The sequence below is a fragment of the Mycobacterium sp. genome (genome assembly GCF_035640695.1).
GTDB lineage: Bacteria > Actinomycetota > Actinomycetes > Mycobacteriales > Mycobacteriaceae > Mycobacterium.
Genome location: NZ_DASQVQ010000060.1, coordinates 65741 through 83098, shown reverse-complemented (window position 1 = coordinate 83098; position 17358 = coordinate 65741). Strand labels below are relative to the sequence as shown.

Genomic DNA, 17358 nt, shown 5'->3' with positions numbered 1-17358 from the left:
CGGCTTGGCTGGGCGCGATTCCGCTGGCGCCGGAGCCCAGCAGCAGCACGGTGTCGTTGGTGGAACAGCTGCCGTCGACGTCGAGGCGCTCGAAGGTGAGCGAGGTGGCGCGACGCAGCGCGCAATCAAGGGCGGCCGCGTTGGCGACCGCGTCGGTGGTGAGCACCACGAGCATGGTGGCCAGTGCCGGCGCCAGCATGCCGGCGCCCTTGGCCATTGCCCCGATGGTCCAGTTGTCGCGGTGATGCAGCGCAACCTGTTTCGGCACGGTGTCGGTGGTCATGATGGCGCGGGCGGCTTCCTCGCCGCCGGTCAGTCCACCGGCCATCTCGTGCACGATCTCGTGCACGCCCGGGAGCAGCTTGTCCATCGGCAGCCGGTCACCGATCAATCCGGTTGAGCAGACCGCGACCTCGATCGCCCCGGTCTCGGTGCCCCAGTCCGACAACGCGGCGGCGACCGCCTCCGCCGTTGCGTGGGTGTCCTGGAAGCCCTGCGGGCCGGTGCAGGCGTTCGCGCCGCCGGAGTTGAGGATGACCGCGCGCAGCCGGCCGGTGGTCAGCACCTGCTGGGTCCACAGCACCGGTGCGGCCTTGACCTGGTTGCGGGTGAACACCCCGGCGGCGCCGTAGTCGGGGCCCTCGTTGAACACCAGTGCCAGGTCCAGCGCACCGGACGCCTTGATGCCAGCGGCGATGCCGGTGGCGCGGAAGCCTGCTGGCGCCGTGACGCCCTGGGTGCGTACCAGGCGGGTGTCGGTGGCGACGGCCGGAGCCGCGTGGCCGGCGACATCGGATGCCGGAGCCGCGTGGCCGGCGACATCGGATTCGGTCACGGCGCCACCCCGACGACCGACAGCCCCTCGGTTTCCGGCCAGCCCAGCGCGAGATTCATCGACTGCACGGCCGCCCCGCCGGTGCCCTTGACGAGATTGTCGATCGCGCTCACCGCCACCAGCGTGCCGGCAGCCTCATCGACCGCGACCGCGATGTGAGCCGCGTTGCTGCCGATCACCGCGCCGGTGCGGGGTAGCTGCCCCTCGGGCAGCAGGTGCACGAAAGGCTCGCCGCCGTAATGCTTTTCGTATGCGGCGCGCAACCTCGAGGACGGCGCCGTGGTGGTGGCGGTGCACGTAGCGAGGATGCCGCGCGACATCGGAACCAGCACCGGGGTGAACGACACCTTGACATTGCGGTGAGTTACCGACTGCAGGCCCTGGGAGATCTCAGGGGTGTGCCGATGGGCGCCGGCGATGTTGTAGGCGCGCGCCGAGCCGATCACCTCCGAACCGAGTAGGTCGGGCTTGGCGGTGCGGCCCGCGCCCGACGTGCCGCTGACCGCGACGACGGTCACCGCGGGTTCGACCAGGTTCTCGGCCACCGCGGGCACCAGCGCCAAAAGCGCCGCCGTCGGATAACAGCCGGGCACGGCGACCCTGGTGGCGGCCCGCAGCCGGTCGCGCGCGCCGGGCAGCTCGGGCAGCCCGTAGGGCCAGCTGCCGGCGTGCGACGAACCGTAGAACCGCTCCCAGGCGCCGGCGTCGGTGAGGCGGAAGTCGGCACCGCAGTCGACGATCAGCGTGTCGTCGCCGAGCCTTTCGGCCAGCGCCGCCGATTGGCCGTGTGGCAGGGCCAGGAAGACGACGTCGTGCCCGGCCAGCACGTCGGCGTCGGTGGACTCCAGCACCCGCTTGGCCAGTGGCGGCAGGTGCGGGTGGTGCTCGGCGAGCGTCGTGCCCGCGCTGGCCGCGGCGGTCAGCGCGCCGATCGTCAGCCGTCCGTCGGCGTAGGCGGGATGGCCGAGCAGCAGCCGCAGGATCTCGCCGCCGGCATATCCGCTCGCACCGGCTACCGCTACTGTGGTCACGACGCCGATTCTGCATGATTATGCAGCTAGATGCAAACTAATTCTGGAGCGGGCCGCGGGGCGCGAGGCTGGGGAGCGGGCCCGGCGGCGGGGCGGCGAAATTGCCGCCATGGTCGTGGTCTCGGCCGTTTCATGACCATCACGGCAATCTCGGCGCGATCACCTGCGCTGGACGGCGCCGACCAGCTCGGCGGCCCGCTGCACGGCCGCTTCTCTTGAAGCGGAGGCCTCGTCCTCGGTGAGGGTCCGGTCCGGCGCACGGAACCGCAGCGCCAGCGCCAGCGACTTGCGGCCCTCGCCGATCTGCGGGCCGGTGTACACGTCGAACAGGGTGACGTCTTCCAGCAGCTCACCCGCGCCGTCACGGATCGCGTCGATCACGGCCTGCGCCGCGACGTCGCCGCCGACCACCAGGCTGACGTCCTGGAAGACCGCGGGGAACGGCGACACGCTCGGGGCGGGCATCGTCTCGGAGATCGGCATCGCGTCGAGGTCGAGCTCGACGGCGCAGGTGCCCTTCGGCAGACCACTGCGCTCCACCACCGCGGGGTGCAGCTGACCGGCGTGGCCGATCACGGTGTCGCCGGCCAGCACCTCGGCGCACCGGCCGGGATGCCAAGGGAGATATTGAGCCGCCCGCAGCGTCGGCTCGACGCCGCTGGCCCGCGCGATCGTGCGCACCGCCTCGAACGCGTCGGCCGCTTCCACCGGCCGGCCCGGCCCCCATGGGCCGCGTGGCTCCCGCAGCCCGGCCAGCACGACCCCGACGTGCTGCGGCTGTCGCGGCAGCGAGTCGTCGAGCAGCACGATCTCTTCCTCGGTCGGCCTGCGGTCCACCGGCAGCCGCTGCACCGCCCTGGTGTGGTCCGTCGGCAGCACCACCTGTGCGATCGCAAACAGCGCGACGTCGACCGTGCCGCGAGACACGTTGCGGCTCAACGCCTCCAGCAGCCCCGGCAGCAACGTGGTGGCAAGTTCCGGGCGGTCGGCCTCCAGCGGATTTAACACCTTCATGGTCCGCCGGCGGGGGTCGTCGGGCGCCAGGCCCCATTGATCGAACACGCCGGCCGGCAGGAACGGCGTCGGAATGACCTCGACGTAGCCGGACAGCGCCAGCGATTTGCCGATCGCGCGGCGGCGCTTCTGAACCGGGGTCAGGCCGCGGCCGGGCGGCGCCAGCGGCAGCACCGACGGGATCAGATCCAGGCCCTCGAGCCGCAGCACCTCCTCGACGAGGTCGGCGGGCTGCAACAAGTCGGGCCGCCAGCTCGGCGGCGTCACTCTCAGCTGCCCGTCATTAGCCGCCACCGCCGCGCCCACCTGAATCAGCCGCCGCGCCGTGGTGCCCGCGGCATACTCCACGCCCGCGGTGCGATCGGGCAGGTCGGACGCCATGTCGATGGGCGGCAATGACCAGTCGTCGCGCGGCGGGTCGCCCCGCCAGTCGGTAAGCGTGGGTTCGACTGTGCCGCCGGTGATTTCGGCTAACAACGTCGATGCACGGTTCAGCGCTGCCACGGATATCGCCGGATCGACCGATCGTTCGTAGCGGCGACCGGCTTCACTGCTCAGATGCAGTCGCCGCTGGGTGCGCGACACCGCCGCCGGGTCCCACACCGCCGCTTCCAGCAGCACGTCGGTGGAGTCGTCGCGCATTTCGGTGGTGCCTGCGCCCATCACGCCGCCGATCGCCGCGGTTGCCACGTCGTCGACGATCAGCACATCGCCGGGATCCAGCCGGCGTTCGACGTCGTCGAGCGTCACCACGGTCTCCCCCGGCTTCGCGAACCGCACCCGCAAGCCGCCGGCGATCCTGTTGCGGTCGTGCGCATGCATTGGATGCCCGAGCTCGAGCATCACGTAGTTGGTGACGTCGACCGCCGGCGAAATCGCCCGGATGCCGCCAAGCAGCAACCGCCGCTGCAGCCACCACGGCGACACCGCGGCCGGGTCGATGCCGGTCACCGGGCGCAGCGCGAACCGCTTGACCCCGGTGTCCGGCTCGATGGTCAGCGGCCAGGCCTCGCCCTCGGCCGGCAGCGGCGGCACGTCGGCCGGGTCGACGAAATCAAGGTCGTACGCGCAGGCGATCTCGCGCGCCACCCCGCGCAGCGACAGGCAATAGCCGCGATCCGGAGTGATGCCCAAATGGAATACGAAATCGTCGAGGCCCAGCACGCCGGCGGCGTCAGCACCCGGCTCGGCGGTCCCGGGCGGCAGCACGAGAATGCCGGACTGGTCTGTGCCCAAATTGAGTTCGGCGCTCGAGCAGATCATGCCGTCGGAGGTGCGGCCATAGGTCTTGCGGGCGGTGATCGTGAAGTCCCCGGGCAGAACGGTGCCCGGCAGTGCCACCACCACAAGATCGCCGCTGACGAAATTCGTTGCTCCGCAGACAATGTCGCGCGGCTGCTGCTCCCCGACGTCGACGCGAACGGCGCGGATCGGCTTGTTGAACTCGGTCAGCTCCTCGATCTCGAGCACCCGGCCGATCGTCAGCGGACCGGTCACCGGGCCGACCGGGATGACCTCCTCAACCTCGTGGCCGATGCGGGTCAGGGTCTGCTCCAGCTCGTCGGCCGGCACATCCCAGCCCGGCGCCCCGGCGGTGCGCGCCGTCGGCGGCCACGCGCCTCCGTTGACGAGCTCGCGAAGCCAGCTGTACGGAACCCGCATCAGGCTCCGACCCCGAACGGCAGCGAGAAGCGGACGTCGCCCTCGACCATGTCGCGCATGTCGGGAATGCCGTTGCGAAACTGCAGCGTGCGTTCCAGGCCCATGCCGAACGCGAACCCGGAGTACACGTCTGGGTCTACTCCACAGGCGCGCAACACGTTTGGATGCACCATTCCACAGCCGCCCCACTCCACCCAGCCGGCGCCGCCCTTCTTGTTGGCGAACCACACGTCCACCTCGGCCGAAGGCTCGGTGAACGGGAAGTAGTGCGGCCGGAAGCGGGTGCGGCCCTGCGGGCCAAATTCGGCGCGGGCGAACGCATCAAGCGTGCCGCGCAAATGCGCCATCGTCAGGCCGCGGTCCACCGCCAGCCCCTCGACCTGATGGAACACGGGTGTGTGGGTGGTGTCGAGTTCGTCGGTGCGAAACGTCCGCCCGATCGAAACGATGTACACCGGCGGTTCGCGCTCGAGCAGCGCCCGGATCTGCACCGGCGACGTGTGCGTGCGCAGCACCTGGCGCGACCCGTCCGGAGCGACGTGGAAGGTGTCCTGCATGCTGCGGGCCGGGTGATCCGGCAGGAAGTTCAGCGCGTCGAAGTTGAACTGCTCGGTCTCGAGCTCGGGCCCCTCGGCGGCTTCCCAGCCCATCGCGACGAACGTGTCGGTGACGTGCTCGGCGAGCATCGTGATCGGATGCCGGGCCCCGATCGGCTGCCGGGTCGACGGCAGCGTCACGTCGATGCGTTCGGCCACCAACACCGCGGCGTCACGCTCGGCCCGCAAGGCCGCCAGCCGCTCGTCGTAGGCGTTCTGCGCCTCGGTGCGCGCGACGTTGACCCGCCGTCCGGCATCGGCGCGCTGGGCCTTCGGCAGCGTGCCGAGGGCCTGGCGGGCGAGCGCGAGCGGCGAACGGTCGCCGAGGTGGTCGGTCTTCGCGCGGGCCAGCGCCGCCAAATCAGAGGCGAAGTCGAACGCGTGGCGGGCCGCGCTGACGGCCTTGGCCAGCGCTTCCTCGGACAGATCTATGGGCTGATCAGCCACTCCGCGATCATAGTGGGAGGCAACCCGCTAGCCGGGCGGCACCGGCTCCGGCGCCGGAGGGCGCACGGTGGCGATGGTGTGAGACCGCCGGGCGCGCTGACTTCGCCACCGTTGGGCGACGTGGTGTGCCATCGCCGCGCCGACCACTCCGACCGGCGGCGCGATCAGGAACGTCGGCCCGACGTTGACCAGCATCAGGTAGCCAAACGACACACCGACCGCCGCGAGCACATATCGCGCCACCGTCCAGCGCGCCGCGGAGCGAAACCTGGTCGACACCAGCATTCCGAGCACCAGGGCGACGACATGGCCGGCGTCGGTGAAGTCCCGGCCGACGGCCACCACCAGCACACTCACCGTCAGCCACCAGCCGACCCAGGCGGGCCGCCAGCGCGCCGGGATCGCCGCGGTCAGCGCGCCCAGCACCGCGGCCGCCCCGTAGCTGATGCCGACGTCGCTGGTGCGGGCCACCGAAATCGGTGTCCAGCCGAACCGGACGGCCGTCGCGAGCCCCAGCGCCACGATCAGTGTCGCGCCGACGTGCCCCAGCGCGAAGGTCAACACCAGCCGGCCGCTGCGCCACCACAGCTCGGCGAGCGCAAGTAGGCACATCAGGCCGGGCAGCCAGATGTATATCGGGCCGGTTGATGTCACGAACGCGCTGCCGACCAGCGTGCCGACGTGCCCGCGCACCAGGTTGTGCAGGTTGGTGCTCACGTGCCTGATCACAATTTCCTGCACCCGCGGGCCGAGGATCAGCAGCGTGGTCGCGACCGCGACCAGCGCAGCCGCGTAGCCCACGGTGACCCGGACCGGGGTCAACACATACAACACTCGGGACACCATCACCTACGACTATGCCGACGGCCGATGGTCATTTTGCATACGCGCAGCTGGCAACTCCCTACGAGTTTCTACGCGGTACATCGTGATGTCGTGAGGCACGCCACTGGGCTTGTGCGAGAACATCGGTCTGCGCACTCGCTTCACCGTGATCCCGAGCGCGTCGAGCTGCTCCGGCGTGATCTTCTCCACCGTCGGTCCGGACACCAGCACGCCGCCCTTGCCCGCGGCCTCCATCACCCGCGCGGCGATGTTCACGTCGACACCCAGCCAGTCCGAGCCGAGCTTCTGCGGGCGCCCGGCGTGGATTCCGACCCGCATCACCGGTGTATGCGCGTCCACCTCGACCGACTTCAATTGCTCACAGGCGCGCAGCACCGCGTCGATCGCGGTCACCGGCTCGGGGAAGACGGCCATCAGGCCGTCGCCCATCCGCTTGACGACCTGACCACCCGCGTCCAGCAGTGGCGGCTCGATGGCTTGGGCAACCCGGCGAAGCAAGGTCAGCGTGGCCTCGTCGCCGGCGTCCAGCGCCCATTGCGAGAAGCCGACCAGGTCGGTGAAGACCAGCGTCACATCGGCGTTTTCCGGCCGCCTGCCGACCCCATCGGAGAGCGCCTGCCACAACTGCAGTGCGGCCATGCCGACCTCGCGGGAGGCGGCGTCGCGTTCGCCCAGCAGTCGGCCGGCGGCGCGCGCGGCCGCCTCCGGGCCGCCCTCACCGGTCGTGGACAAGCGATCGCCGAAGTGCGGATCGCCCGGCAGCGCCCTCCGGGCGCGCCGGACCCATGCGATCACCCCGGGGTCGTGATTGGTGTCTTTCAGCCAAGATGTCGGCCGTGCTCTCCGACTTGGCGAACGGTCCGACCGATCATCGGGTGAACCGTCGACTTCCCCGAGGCCGCTCGATCGCTCGCCGAACGGCTCGACCTTCACATCTGTCAGGGTAGAGGCCGGTTCTGACAGCGGGCAATTTCAAGCCGGCCCCGCGGTTGGAGGGCGCGCTGAACCCGCTGGTCACGCGGCTGTTGCGGGCGGATAGCCGACCGGTAACGGTCGGCCGTGACACGCCCGTGCTTGCTAGACAACGTCCGTTGTCAACATTATCTTGGTGGCAGCTGACTGGCCCGGCTGGGAGGACGGCGATGGGCGCGGGTGCGGAGACGACCGCTTCTGTTGCCGCTTCGCGGCCTCACCGCCCCGGCACCGAGCCGCTCGGTCCGGACTCGCTGACCTGGAAGTACTTCGGCGACCTGCGCACCGGAATGCTCGGTGTCTGGATCGGTGCGCTGCAGAACATGTATCCCGAGCTCGGCGCCGGCGTCGAGGAACACTCCATCTTGCTGCGCGAGCCGCTGCAGCGGGTGACGCGTTCGGTGTTCCCGATCATGGGCGTGGTCTACGACGGCGAGCGCGCCGCCAAAACCGGTGAACAGATCCGCGGCTACCACACCACGATCAAGGGCGTGGACGCCAAGGGCCGCCGCTATCACGCGCTGAACCCGGATACCTTCTACTGGGCGCACGCGACGTTTTTCATGCTGGTGCTCAAGACCGCGGAGTACTTCTGCGGCGGGCTGACCGAGGCCGAGAAGCGGCAACTGTTCGACGAACACGTGCAGTGGTACCGGATGTACGGCATGAGCATGCGGCCGGTACCCAAGACGTGGGACGAATTCCAGCAATACTGGGATCGGGTATGTCGAGAACAACTGGAGATCAACCGCGCGACCAAAGACATCTTCGAGATGCGCATTCCGAAGCCGTGGTACGTGCTGATGCCCACCCCGATCTGGGATCAGCTGTTCAAGCCGATGGTCGCGGGGCAGCGCTGGCTCGCGGCCGGGCTGTTCGACCCGGCGGTGCGGGAAAAGGTGGGCATGCGTTGGACTCTCGGCGACGAGGTGCTGCTGCGGTTGTTCGGCAAGGCCGTCGAACTGGCCTTCATCGCGGTGCCCGACGAGATCCGGCTGCATCCTCGCGCGCTGTCGGCCTATAAGCGAGCCGCAGGCAAGATCCCCGCGGATGCGCCGCTAGTGGAGGCCCCAGCGATCACCGCGCCACCGCGCGATCGCCGGGGCCTGCCAATGCATTACGTGCCGCGGCGCAAGACGATCATCGAGCGCGCGGGGTCGCTGGTGCACACCACGTTCTCGCTGGCCGGCGGGGTTCGCCCGGCGCGCAACCGGGTTCCCGCGGCCTAACACCGTTTCCGTTGCGGCCGCACGACGGGCGTCGTCAGCGTCGCGTGCATGAGATATTCGTCGAGATTGCGTAGCGCCAGTTGAGTCATCGCCGCGCGGGTGCGGGTGGTGGCGCTGCCGACGTGCGGCAGCAGCACGACGTTGTCCAGCTCGCGCAATGGCGTTGGTACGTAAGGCTCGTCGGTGTATACGTCAAGCCCGGCGCCGGCGAGCCGGCCCGCGGCAAGCATCTCGACGAGCGCGTCCTGGTCGACGACGCTGCCGCGAGCGACGTTAACCAGATACCCGTCCTGGCCGAGGGCCTCCAAAACCGCACGGCTAACCAGCCTTTCGGTACCCTTACCGCCAGCGGCGGCCACCACCAGCACGTCAACGGACTCGGCCAGTTCGAGCGGCGACGCGGCGTAGCGATACGACGTACCGGACACTTGATGACGGTTGTGGTAGGCGATGGCGCAGTCGAAAGCGCGCAGCCGCGCCGCGATCGCCGAGCCGATGCGACCCAGACCCAACACGCCGACCTGCGTTCCGTTCACGTCGCGCGTCAGCGGAAACTCGCCGTCGCTCTCCCACCGCCCGGCGCGCAGGTAGCGGTCCGCCTCGCACAGGCGGCGCATGGTGGCCAGCATCAGGCCCACCGCCGTGTCCGCGACGGTGTCGGTGAGCACGTCCGGGGTGTTGCTGACCCCGATGCCGAGGCGCCGGGCCGCGTCGATGTCGACGTTGTCGTAGCCCACTCCGTAGTGCACGATCGCGCCCAGGTTCGGCAACGCCGCCATCAGATCGGCGTCCACGGCGGCGCCTCCGCCGTCGACGATCACGGTTATCGACGGGCCATGTTCAGCCAGAAACGCCGGACGCCCCGAACCCGCGGGAAGCTGCAGCGGCTGATACTTTGCCGCCAGTCCCTCGGCCAGCGACGGCTCCAGTCGGCCGAATTGAAGAACGCTCATACCCGACAGTGTCTCCCCTTCCGCGTCGCCGGGGCAGCGTCACCGAAACGTCGGAGCCATTTCGGCAGGCGCCGGCGACCGACAAGTTCACACGCATGCGCCTCGGCGAGTCGGGTCGCGGCGTGGGTGAATTCCTGGTTCGACACCACCATCGTCGACGTGCACCGGTGCAGGAGCGCGCCGGCGACCACTTGCTGCACGGCCGCGGTGCCGACGCGTCGCCCGTGCCGTTTGCACTGAATCGCGATCCGCTCGTTGCCCTTTGACGCGATGAGGTCGACCCCGAAGTCTCCGGTGACCTTCGTCAATGCCACCCGGTAACCGGCGGCGCGCAGCCGGGCCGCGACATAGTTCTCGAAATCCATACCGGTCATCGCGTCGATTTCGCGCAGTCCCGAGCGGAGATACCTGGCGAGTCGACGAGCCTTCACCCACAGTGGCAGTGCCGCCCAGCCGCCGAGTACCGCCGCTCCCACCGTCATCGCGGCCCACATGCTGTGCGTTTCCAGCAACGTCGCGGTACCGGCGGCGCAGCCGAGGAAGGCGCCCACCCGCCCGAACCGGCCCCGACGGGCCGACTGTCGCCTGACGCGCCGGGAACGGGCCATGCCTGCAGGTCGGTCAGGCCGCCGGAGTGGCACCCAGCACTCGCTGCAGGTCAGGCTTCATGGCCTGCAGTTGAGCACCCCAGTAATTCCAGGAGTGGGTGCCATTCTGTGGGAAGTTGAACACCGCGTTGTGGCCGCCGGCGGCGAGGTAGCGCTGCTGAAAGGTCTTGTTCGTGTTCAGCGTGATGGTTTCCAGGAACTGGGCGGCGAACATGTTGCCGTTGCCCACGGTGTCGAGGTCCGACGGTTTTCCGGTGCCGCAGTAGACCCAGATCGCGGTGTTGTTGGCAACCAGGATGGGGATATTGACCATCGGATCGTTGCGGCGCCAGGCCGGATCGTTGGGCACCCCCCACATGTTGACCGAGTTGAAACCGCCGGCGTCTTTCATCGCGAGGCCGATCATCATGGGCCACAGACCCTGTGACGGATTCAGGAAGCCCGACAGCGAAGCGGCGAAGATGAACTGGGTTGGATGCCAGGTCGCCAGCGTCAACGCGGCGCCGCCCGACATCGAAAGGCCAACGGCGGCGCTGCCATTCGGATCGACACCCCTGTTGGCTGCCAGCCAGCCGGGCAACTCCTGGGTGAGGAAGGTTTCCCATTTGTAGGTGACGGTTCCGGTGCTGTTGACGGCGGGCTGATACCAATCGGTGTAGAAGCTGGACTGCCCGCCGACCGGCATGACCACCGAGAGCCCGGAGCGGTAGAACCAGTCGAACGCCGACGTTTCGATGTCCCAGCCGTTGAAGTCGTCCTGGGCCCGCAGGCCGTCGAGGAGGTAGACGGCGTGCGGGCCGCCGCCCTGGAACTCGATGCGGATGTCGCGACCCATCGACGGGGACGGCACCTCGAACTGCTCGACCGGAAGTCCCTTGCGCGAGAACGCTTCGGCCGGCGGCGTGCGGCCGATCACGCCGACCAGACCGGGCAACAGAGCCACTGCGAGGGCCGCCATCACCGCCAGCCGGCGCGCCCAAACACGCCACATCGGCTCAACGACCGCGCTCACCGTGACCGGGCTCCATCCCTCGTATGACGTGCCGCTCGGTACGGTAGCGAGTCAGGTGGCCGCGGCCACGTTTCGCCACGGGGCCGCGACCGCTTTGTTATCAATGAAATCGGGGCCGAAATCGCCGGACGTGAAACTCGGCGTCGGCTCAAGACTGCGCGCGGGCGCTCTGGTACAGGCAGATCGCGGCGGCAGCGGCCACGTTGAGGCTCTCGGCACCGCCGCGCATCGGGATGCGTACCCGCCGCGTCGCCCGCGCGGCCAATTCGGACGGCAGGCCGTGCGCTTCGGGTCCGAAAAGCCACGCGGTCGGCGCGGTCAGCACCGGCAGCGCCTCGTCGAGGTCCACCTCGCCGTCGACTGCGGCGGCCAGCACCTGAAGACCGGAGCTCATCAGCGCGTCGACGACCGACGCCGGGTCGGGGTCGGTGAGCACCGGGATGGTGAAAATGCTTCCCGCTGAGGCGCGTAGGCACTTACCGTTGTAGGAATCCACCGCGTGTCCGGCGAGCACCACGGCGTCGGCCCCGATCGCGTCGGCGATGCGGATCAAAGTCCCGGCGTTGCCGGGCTCGGAGATTCCGACGGGGACCGCGACCAACGTGGGTTCACCGGCAAGCACGTCGGCAAGACGGGGTTGATCCACGGCGCACACCCCGACCAGCCCGACCGGAGTCACGGTGTCGGACAACGCCTTCGCGGCGCGGTCGGTTACCGGATGGATCGGCACGCCGGCGCCGGCGAGAAGGTCGTCGAACCGCTGGGCGGCCGACTCGGTGACGAACAGTTCGACGACGACGCCGGCACGCAGTGCGGCCTCGACCAGATTGGGTCCCTCGACGAGGAACCGGCCGGCCTTCGTACGGGCGACGCGACGATGCAGCTTCGACGCGGCAATCACACGCGTCGAGCGTTCGGTGAGCGGCGAGCCTCGGCTCAGGCGGCCTCTCCGGACGGCGCGTTGACGTCGTCGGGCAGCGCGGCCCTGGCGACGTCAACCAGCGCCGTGAAGGCGCCCGGGTCACTGACCGCGATCTCGGCGAGGTTCTTGCGGTCGACGTCGACGCCGGCCGCCTTCAGCCCTTGGATCAGGCGGTTGTAGGTGATGTCGTTGGCGCGGGCCGCGGCGTTGATCCGCGAGATCCACAGCTTGCGGAACTCACCCTTGCGGGCCCGCCGGTCACGGTATGCGTAGTTCAGCGAGTGCAGTTGCTGCTCTTTGGCTTTGCGGTACAGCCGTGACCGCTGGCCCCGATAACCCTTCGAGGCCTTGAGGATGGTGCGCCGCTTCTTGTGGGCGTTGACTGCGCGCTTGACGCGTGCCATGACGTTCGTTCCTATTCTTGTTGGAGCGGGGATAAAGTCCAGGTCCGGCGTCAGCCGTTGAGCAACTTGTTGATTCGCTGCCGGTCGGCGGCCGACACCTCGGTTCGGCCCTCGAGACGGCGGGTGCGGGTGCTCGGCTTGTGCTCAAAGAGGTGGCGGCGGTTCGCCTTTTGGCGCACGATCTTTCCGGTGCCGGTGCGGCGGAACCGCTTGCTGGAGCCGCTGTGGCTCTTGGCCTTGGGCATCTGTCCTCAGTTCTGTGAAATCGCTGGGGTTTCGGACGGGGCGGGGCGGGGCTCGCCGGCCGCCTGCGCCGCCCTGGCACGAGTCTTCGCGCCGCGGTGCGGCGCCAGCACCATCGTCATGTTACGGCCGTCCTGCTTGGCTGACGTCTCGACGAAACCGTAATCGGCGACGTCGGCGCCCAGCCGCTGCAGGAGGCGGTAACCCAACTCGGGCCGCGACTGCTCGCGGCCGCGGAACATGATGGTGACCTTGACCTTCGACCCCGCCTCCAGGAAGCGAATCACGTGACCCTTCTTGGTCTCGTAGTCGTGGTCGTCGATCTTCGGCCGCAGCTTCTGTTCCTTGACGACGGTCTGCTGCTGGTTCTTGCGAGACTCGCGCGCCTTCTGAGCCGCCTCGTATTTGAACTTGCCGTAGTCCATGATCTTGCAGACCGGCGGTCTGGCGTTCGGTGCGACTTCGACGAGGTCCAGATCGGCGTCAGCGGCGACGCGAAGTGCGTCTTCGAGGCGCACGATTCCGACTTGCTCACCGCCGGGTCCGATCAGTCGGACCTCCGGTACACGAATGCGCTCGTTGACGCGGGTCTCAGTGGTGATGGGGCCTCCCTGGTTCGTTACATTCCTTCTTACGCCCGTACCGGCGAGTGGGTTCAGGAATGACAGCGCCAGAATCACGCTGTCCGCAAAAAGGCCCCGCTGTCAGCGGGGCCCGATGCCGACCGATCGCGGCTACGCGCCGCCTGCGCCCAAAAACTCGGAGCGCAGAACCGACATCGTCGATGTCGGTGACCGGAACCGCTGAGCCGGCGTGGCCAACGGTGGGAGCGGGACTCCACTTGCTGTCCCTGAGACACTCAGGAACGGTCGCGTATGCCAGTCTAGCAGGCATGACGCCTGGGTCTAACACCCGCGCGCTCGCCGACATTCCCGCCGTCGAGGTCATCGGCCGCTCGGCGGTCATGCCATGAGCGCCGCCGCGGAGAAGCTGGACTGTCGTCAGACGCCCCGGCGATAACCCGCACCGCGATCTCGACGAGGCGCGGCGGCTGATCACCGCGCTGGCCGGGTGGTGACGGCCGCGGCCCAACGATTGACACAGGTGGGCGCATTTCCCAAGTTGAGCGAATATCCTCGCGGCCTATGACCCTCACCATGGCCCGGCCCAGTTCGCGGTATACCTGGGTCCCCGCGGCGGCGGGCTGGATCGTCGGGATCATCGCGACCCTGTCGCTGATCGCGAGCGTGTCGCCGCTGGCGCGCTGGGTGATCAAGGTGCCCCGCGAATTCGTCAACAACTATCTGTTCAACTTCCCGGACACCAGCTTCGCGTGGGCCTTCGTGCTGACGTTGCTCGCCGCGGCGCTCGCCGCCCGCAAACGCATCGCATGGTGGATCCTGGTGCTGTACATGGTCGCCGCGATCGGCTGGAACCTCGTCGACCTGGCCACCGGTGGCGAGACCTGGATGGACGAGTCCGGGGAAATCATCGGACTGGCCTTCCATGTCGCGGCCATCGCCCTTCTGGTGCTGGCGCGCAAGGAGTTCTACGCCAAGGTCCGGCGTGGCGCGTTGCTGAAGGCCACCGCCGTGCTGCTGATCGGCAATGCGGTCGGAATCCTGTGCGCGTGGGCGTTGCTCGATCTGTTTCCCGGCTCGCTGGCCCACGAGGACCGGCTGCCCTACGCGGTGAACCGGGTCAGCATCTTCGCCACCGCGGACCCGTCGCTGTTCACCGGCCGGCCGCACGTGTTCCTCAACGCGTTGTTCGGGCTGTTCGGCGCGGTGGCCCTGATAGCCGCGGCCATCGTGTTGTTCCAATCACAGCGCGCGGAGAACGCGCTGACAGCCGAGGACGAGTCCGCCATTCGGGGGCTGCTCGAGGTGTACGGCAAGAACGACTCGCTCGGTTACTTCGCCACCCGCCGGGACAAGGCGGTGGTGTTCGCCGAGAGCGGCCGCGCCGCAATCACCTACCGCGTGGAGGTCGGGGTGTGCCTGGCCAGTGGCGACCCGGTCGGCGACCCTCGGGCGTGGCACCAGGCCATCGACGCGTGGCTGCGGCTGTGCCATGCCTACGGCTGGGCGCCGGGTGTGATGGGCGCAAGTGCGGCCGGGGCGCAGGCATTCCGCGAAGCTGGCCTCAACGCGCTGCAGCTCGGCGACGAGGCGATCCTGCATTCGGACCGCTTCCGGCTGTCCGGCCCCGACATGCGCGCGGTGCGCCAGGCGGTGACCCGGGCGCGGCGGGCCGGCCTGATGGTACGGATCCGCCGGCACCACGACATCCCCGCCGACGAGATGGCCAAGGTCATCCAGCGGGCCGAGGCCTGGCGCGACACCGAAACCGAACGCGGGTTTTCGATGGCGCTGGGCCGGATCGGCGACAAGGCCGACGGCGACTGCCTGCTGGTGGAAGCGGTGATGGGCGAGGTCCCTCGGGGGCAGGAGCGCAGCGACCGGGGGGGACAGGTCCCTCGGGGGCAGGAGCGCAGCGACCGGGGGGGACAGGTCGTCGCGATGGTGTCGCTGGTGCCGTGGGGCAACACCGGCGTGTCGCTGGACCTGATGCGCCGATCGCCGCGGTCGCCCAACGGCACAATCGAATTGATGGTCGCCGAGCTGTGTCAGCAATCGGAACGCTTTGGGGTGAACCGGATTTCGCTGAACTTCGCGATGTTCCGTTCGGCCTTCGAGCAGGGCGCTCGGCTTGGTGCCGGGCCGGTGGCGCGGCTGTGGCGGGGGTTGCTGGTGTTCTTCTCGCGCTGGTGGCAGCTGGAGACGCTGTACCGGTCGAACATGAAATACCAGCCGCAGTGGGTGCCGCGATACGCGTGCTACGAGGACGCCCGGCTGATCCCGCGCGTCGGCGTTGCCTCGGTGATCGCCGAAGGCTTTCTGGTGTTGCCTTTTTCGCGGCGCAACAGACCGCGATACACCGGTCAGCACACGCGCGTCCCGGAGCGGGTGATGGCCACCGGGCTGCTGCACCACGACGGCACCGCGCCCGATCTCGGTGAGCTGCCCGAGGATCTGACCGAACCGGAGGAACCGCAGATCCGGCTGCCCGAACAGGTCCGGGTGCGGATGGACAAGTTGCGCGCCCTGCAAGAGCGCGGTGTGGACGCCTATCCGGTCGGGCGAGCGCCCAGCCACACCGTCGCGCAGGCGATCGATGCCGACGACCAAACCAGCCTTACCGTGGCGGGTCGGGTGCTGCGGATCCGCGACTACGGCGGCGTGTTGTTCGCCGACCTGCGCGACTGGTCGGCGGAAGTGCAACTCGTGCTTGATAATTCGCTGCTGGATGCGCGCTGCACCGCCGATTTCACCGCGACCATCGACCTTGGCGACCTCGTCGAGGTCACCGGTCTGATGGGGCACAGCAAGACCGGCACGCGCTCGCTGATGGTGCGCAGCTGGCGGCTGATCGGCAAATGCCTTCGCCCGCTGCCGGACAAGTGGAAGGGCCTGACCGATCCGGAAGCGCGGGTGCGGGCGCGCTACGTCGACCTGGCAATCAACGCCGAGGCTCGCGAGCTGATCACCGCGCGCAGCCGGGTTCTGCACTCGATCCGCGCGACCCTGGTGGGCCAAGGCTTCCTCGAGGTGGAAACCCCGATCCTGCAGAAGATTCACGGCGGCGCCAACGCCAGGCCGTTTTTGACCCACATCAACGCCTACGACCTGGACCTGTACCTGCGCATCGCGCCCGAGCTGTATTTGAAGCGGCTGTGTGTGGGCGGCGCGGAGCGGGTGTTCGAGCTCGGCCGGGCCTTCCGCAACGAGGGCGTGGACTCCAGCCACAACCCCGAGTTCACCCTGCTGGAGGCGTACCGGGCGCACGCCGACTACACGGTGTGGATCGACGGCTGCCGCGAGCTGATCCAGAACGCCGCCGCCGCCGCGAACGGTTCGCAGGTGGCGATGCGGACGCGCCCCGATGGCACCGACGGCACCCTCGAACCGGTCGACATCTCGGGCACCTGGGCGGTCAAGACCGTGCACGGCGCGGTGTCCGAGGCACTCGGTGAAGAGATCGACCCCGGCACCGACGTCCGCACGCTCAGGAAGCTGTGCGACCGGGCCAACATCGGCTATTTCACAAACTGGGACGCCGGTGCGGTGGTACTCGAGCTGTATGAGCGTCTCGTCGAGGAGCGCACCGAGCAGCCGACGTTCTACACGGACTTCCCGACCTCGGTGTCGCCGCTGACCAGGCCTCATCGCAGCAAGCCAGGGGTGGCCGAGCGCTGGGACCTGGTGGCCTGGGGCGTGGAACTGGCCACCGCGTACACCGAACTCACCGACCCGGTCGAGCAGCGGCGCCGGCTGCAGGACCAGGCGCTACTGGCCGCCGGTGGCGACCCCGAGGCGATGGAGCTCGACGAGGACTTTCTGCAGGCGATGGAGTACGCGATGCCGCCAACCGGCGGGCTGGGCATGGGCGTTGACCGGCTCATCATGATGATCACTGGCCGCAGCATCCGGGACACCTTGCCGTTCCCGCTCGCCAGGCCCCGGTAACGCCCCGGTTACGAAGCTCTCACAGCAACTCTCCAGGTAGATCGTCCACGATATG

15 protein-coding genes and 1 pseudogene are annotated in these 17358 nt (G+C 68.8%); 3 read left to right on the top strand and 13 right to left on the bottom strand.

All coding sequences use genetic code 11. The features are described 5' to 3' along the window. The 6 genes from VE759_RS07630 to VE759_RS07605 all read right to left on the bottom strand — a co-directional run. On the bottom strand, positions 1 to 748 hold a 748-nt coding region (locus tag VE759_RS07630; protein ID WP_324929811.1), incomplete at its 3' end, for a bifunctional ornithine acetyltransferase/N-acetylglutamate synthase. A gap of 83 nt (positions 749 to 831) precedes the next feature. After that, entirely contained in the window at positions 832 to 1866 is a 1035-nt protein-coding gene (gene argC / locus VE759_RS07625) for an N-acetyl-gamma-glutamyl-phosphate reductase (RefSeq protein WP_414687854.1), read from the bottom strand. 159 nt (positions 1867 to 2025) lie between these two features. After that, complete coding sequence (pheT, locus tag VE759_RS07620) at positions 2026 to 4542, bottom strand: phenylalanine--tRNA ligase subunit beta (RefSeq protein ID WP_324929774.1); 2517 nt, start codon at positions 4540 to 4542, stop codon at positions 2026 to 2028. Continuing rightward, complete coding sequence (gene pheS, locus VE759_RS07615; protein ID WP_324929772.1) at positions 4542 to 5585, bottom strand: phenylalanine--tRNA ligase subunit alpha; 1044 nt, start codon at positions 5583 to 5585, stop codon at positions 4542 to 4544. Before pheS ends, pheT begins: the two co-directional genes overlap by 1 nt. A 27-nt stretch (positions 5586 to 5612) precedes the next feature. Next, on the bottom strand, positions 5613 to 6431 hold the full coding sequence (locus tag VE759_RS07610; protein WP_324929770.1) for a rhomboid-like protein: 819 nt from the start codon (positions 6429 to 6431) through the stop codon (positions 5613 to 5615). 9 nt (positions 6432 to 6440) lie between these two features. Further along, on the bottom strand, positions 6441 to 7364 hold the full coding sequence (locus VE759_RS07605; protein ID WP_324929768.1) for an adenylate/guanylate cyclase domain-containing protein: 924 nt from the start codon (positions 7362 to 7364) through the stop codon (positions 6441 to 6443). Between the two features lie 209 nt (positions 7365 to 7573). Between VE759_RS07605 and VE759_RS07600 the strand changes: the two genes are divergently transcribed. Further along, a complete protein-coding gene (locus VE759_RS07600; RefSeq protein ID WP_324929766.1) occupies positions 7574 to 8632 on the top strand; it encodes an oxygenase MpaB family protein in 1059 nt (352 codons plus the stop codon). Here the strand turns inward: VE759_RS07600 and VE759_RS07595 are convergent. The 7 genes from VE759_RS07595 to infC all read right to left on the bottom strand — a co-directional run bounded on the left by VE759_RS07595 (position 8629) and on the right by infC (position 13376). Then, positions 8629 to 9585: a 2-hydroxyacid dehydrogenase gene (locus VE759_RS07595; protein WP_324929764.1), complete on the bottom strand. Its 957-nt coding sequence runs from the start codon at positions 9583 to 9585 to the stop codon at positions 8629 to 8631. The two genes, VE759_RS07600 and VE759_RS07595, sit on opposite strands and share 4 nt — an antisense overlap. Next, positions 9582 to 10136: a restriction endonuclease gene (locus VE759_RS07590; protein WP_324929762.1), complete on the bottom strand. Its 555-nt coding sequence runs from the start codon at positions 10134 to 10136 to the stop codon at positions 9582 to 9584. Before VE759_RS07590 ends, VE759_RS07595 begins: the two co-directional genes overlap by 4 nt. 70 nt (positions 10137 to 10206) lie before the next feature. Beyond that, positions 10207 to 11184, bottom strand: a complete 978-nt coding sequence (locus tag VE759_RS07585; protein WP_414687856.1) for an esterase family protein — start codon at positions 11182 to 11184, stop codon at positions 10207 to 10209. A 169-nt stretch (positions 11185 to 11353) separates the two neighbouring features. Further along, positions 11354 to 12106 (bottom strand): RNA methyltransferase, encoded by a 753-nt coding sequence (locus tag VE759_RS07580; protein WP_324929760.1) that lies wholly within the window; start codon positions 12104 to 12106, stop codon positions 11354 to 11356. A gap of 35 nt (positions 12107 to 12141) precedes the next feature. Further along, positions 12142 to 12531, bottom strand: a complete 390-nt coding sequence (gene rplT, locus VE759_RS07575) for a 50S ribosomal protein L20 (protein WP_324929758.1) — start codon at positions 12529 to 12531, stop codon at positions 12142 to 12144. A gap of 50 nt (positions 12532 to 12581) precedes the next feature. After that, the gene (gene rpmI / locus VE759_RS07570) at positions 12582 to 12776 is read right to left on the bottom strand and encodes a 50S ribosomal protein L35 (protein ID WP_324929756.1); all 195 of its coding nucleotides are present in this window, start codon (positions 12774 to 12776) and stop codon (positions 12582 to 12584) included. A gap of 6 nt (positions 12777 to 12782) precedes the next feature. Then, positions 12783 to 13376, bottom strand: a complete 594-nt coding sequence (gene infC / locus VE759_RS07565; RefSeq protein ID WP_324929801.1) for a translation initiation factor IF-3 — start codon at positions 13374 to 13376, stop codon at positions 12783 to 12785. Positions 13377 to 13666: 290 nt separating this feature from the next. Here infC and VE759_RS07560 point away from each other — a divergent pair. Together VE759_RS07560 and lysX are read left to right on the top strand one after the other, a co-directional pair. Further along, positions 13667 to 13846, top strand: a pseudogene (locus VE759_RS07560) (recombinase RecA); the annotation flags it as partial. A gap of 73 nt (positions 13847 to 13919) precedes the next feature. After that, on the top strand, positions 13920 to 17303 hold the full coding sequence (gene lysX, locus VE759_RS07555) for a bifunctional lysylphosphatidylglycerol synthetase/lysine--tRNA ligase LysX (RefSeq protein ID WP_324929754.1): 3384 nt from the start codon (positions 13920 to 13922) through the stop codon (positions 17301 to 17303). Positions 17304 to 17358 lie beyond the last annotated feature (55 nt).

What these genes read in the sequence shown, in the direction of transcription:
- VE759_RS07585 (WP_414687856.1), bottom strand. Translation starts at nt 11,184, where the DNA reads ATGTGGCGTGTTTGGGCGCGCCGGCTGGCGGTGATGGCGGCCCTCGCA.
- rpmI (WP_324929756.1), bottom strand. Translation starts at nt 12,776, where the DNA reads ATGCCCAAGGCCAAGAGCCACAGCGGCTCCAGCAAGCGGTTCCGCCGC.
- pheT (WP_324929774.1), bottom strand. Translation starts at nt 4,542, where the DNA reads ATGCGGGTTCCGTACAGCTGGCTTCGCGAGCTCGTCAACGGAGGCGCG.
- rplT (WP_324929758.1), bottom strand. Translation starts at nt 12,531, where the DNA reads ATGGCACGCGTCAAGCGCGCAGTCAACGCCCACAAGAAGCGGCGCACC.
- VE759_RS07595 (WP_324929764.1), bottom strand. Translation starts at nt 9,585, where the DNA reads ATGAGCGTTCTTCAATTCGGCCGACTGGAGCCGTCGCTGGCCGAGGGA.
- lysX (WP_324929754.1), top strand. Translation starts at nt 13,920, where the DNA reads ATGACCCTCACCATGGCCCGGCCCAGTTCGCGGTATACCTGGGTCCCC.
- VE759_RS07610 (WP_324929770.1), bottom strand. Translation starts at nt 6,431, where the DNA reads ATGGTGTCCCGAGTGTTGTATGTGTTGACCCCGGTCCGGGTCACCGTG.
- VE759_RS07600 (WP_324929766.1), top strand. Translation starts at nt 7,574, where the DNA reads ATGGGCGCGGGTGCGGAGACGACCGCTTCTGTTGCCGCTTCGCGGCCT.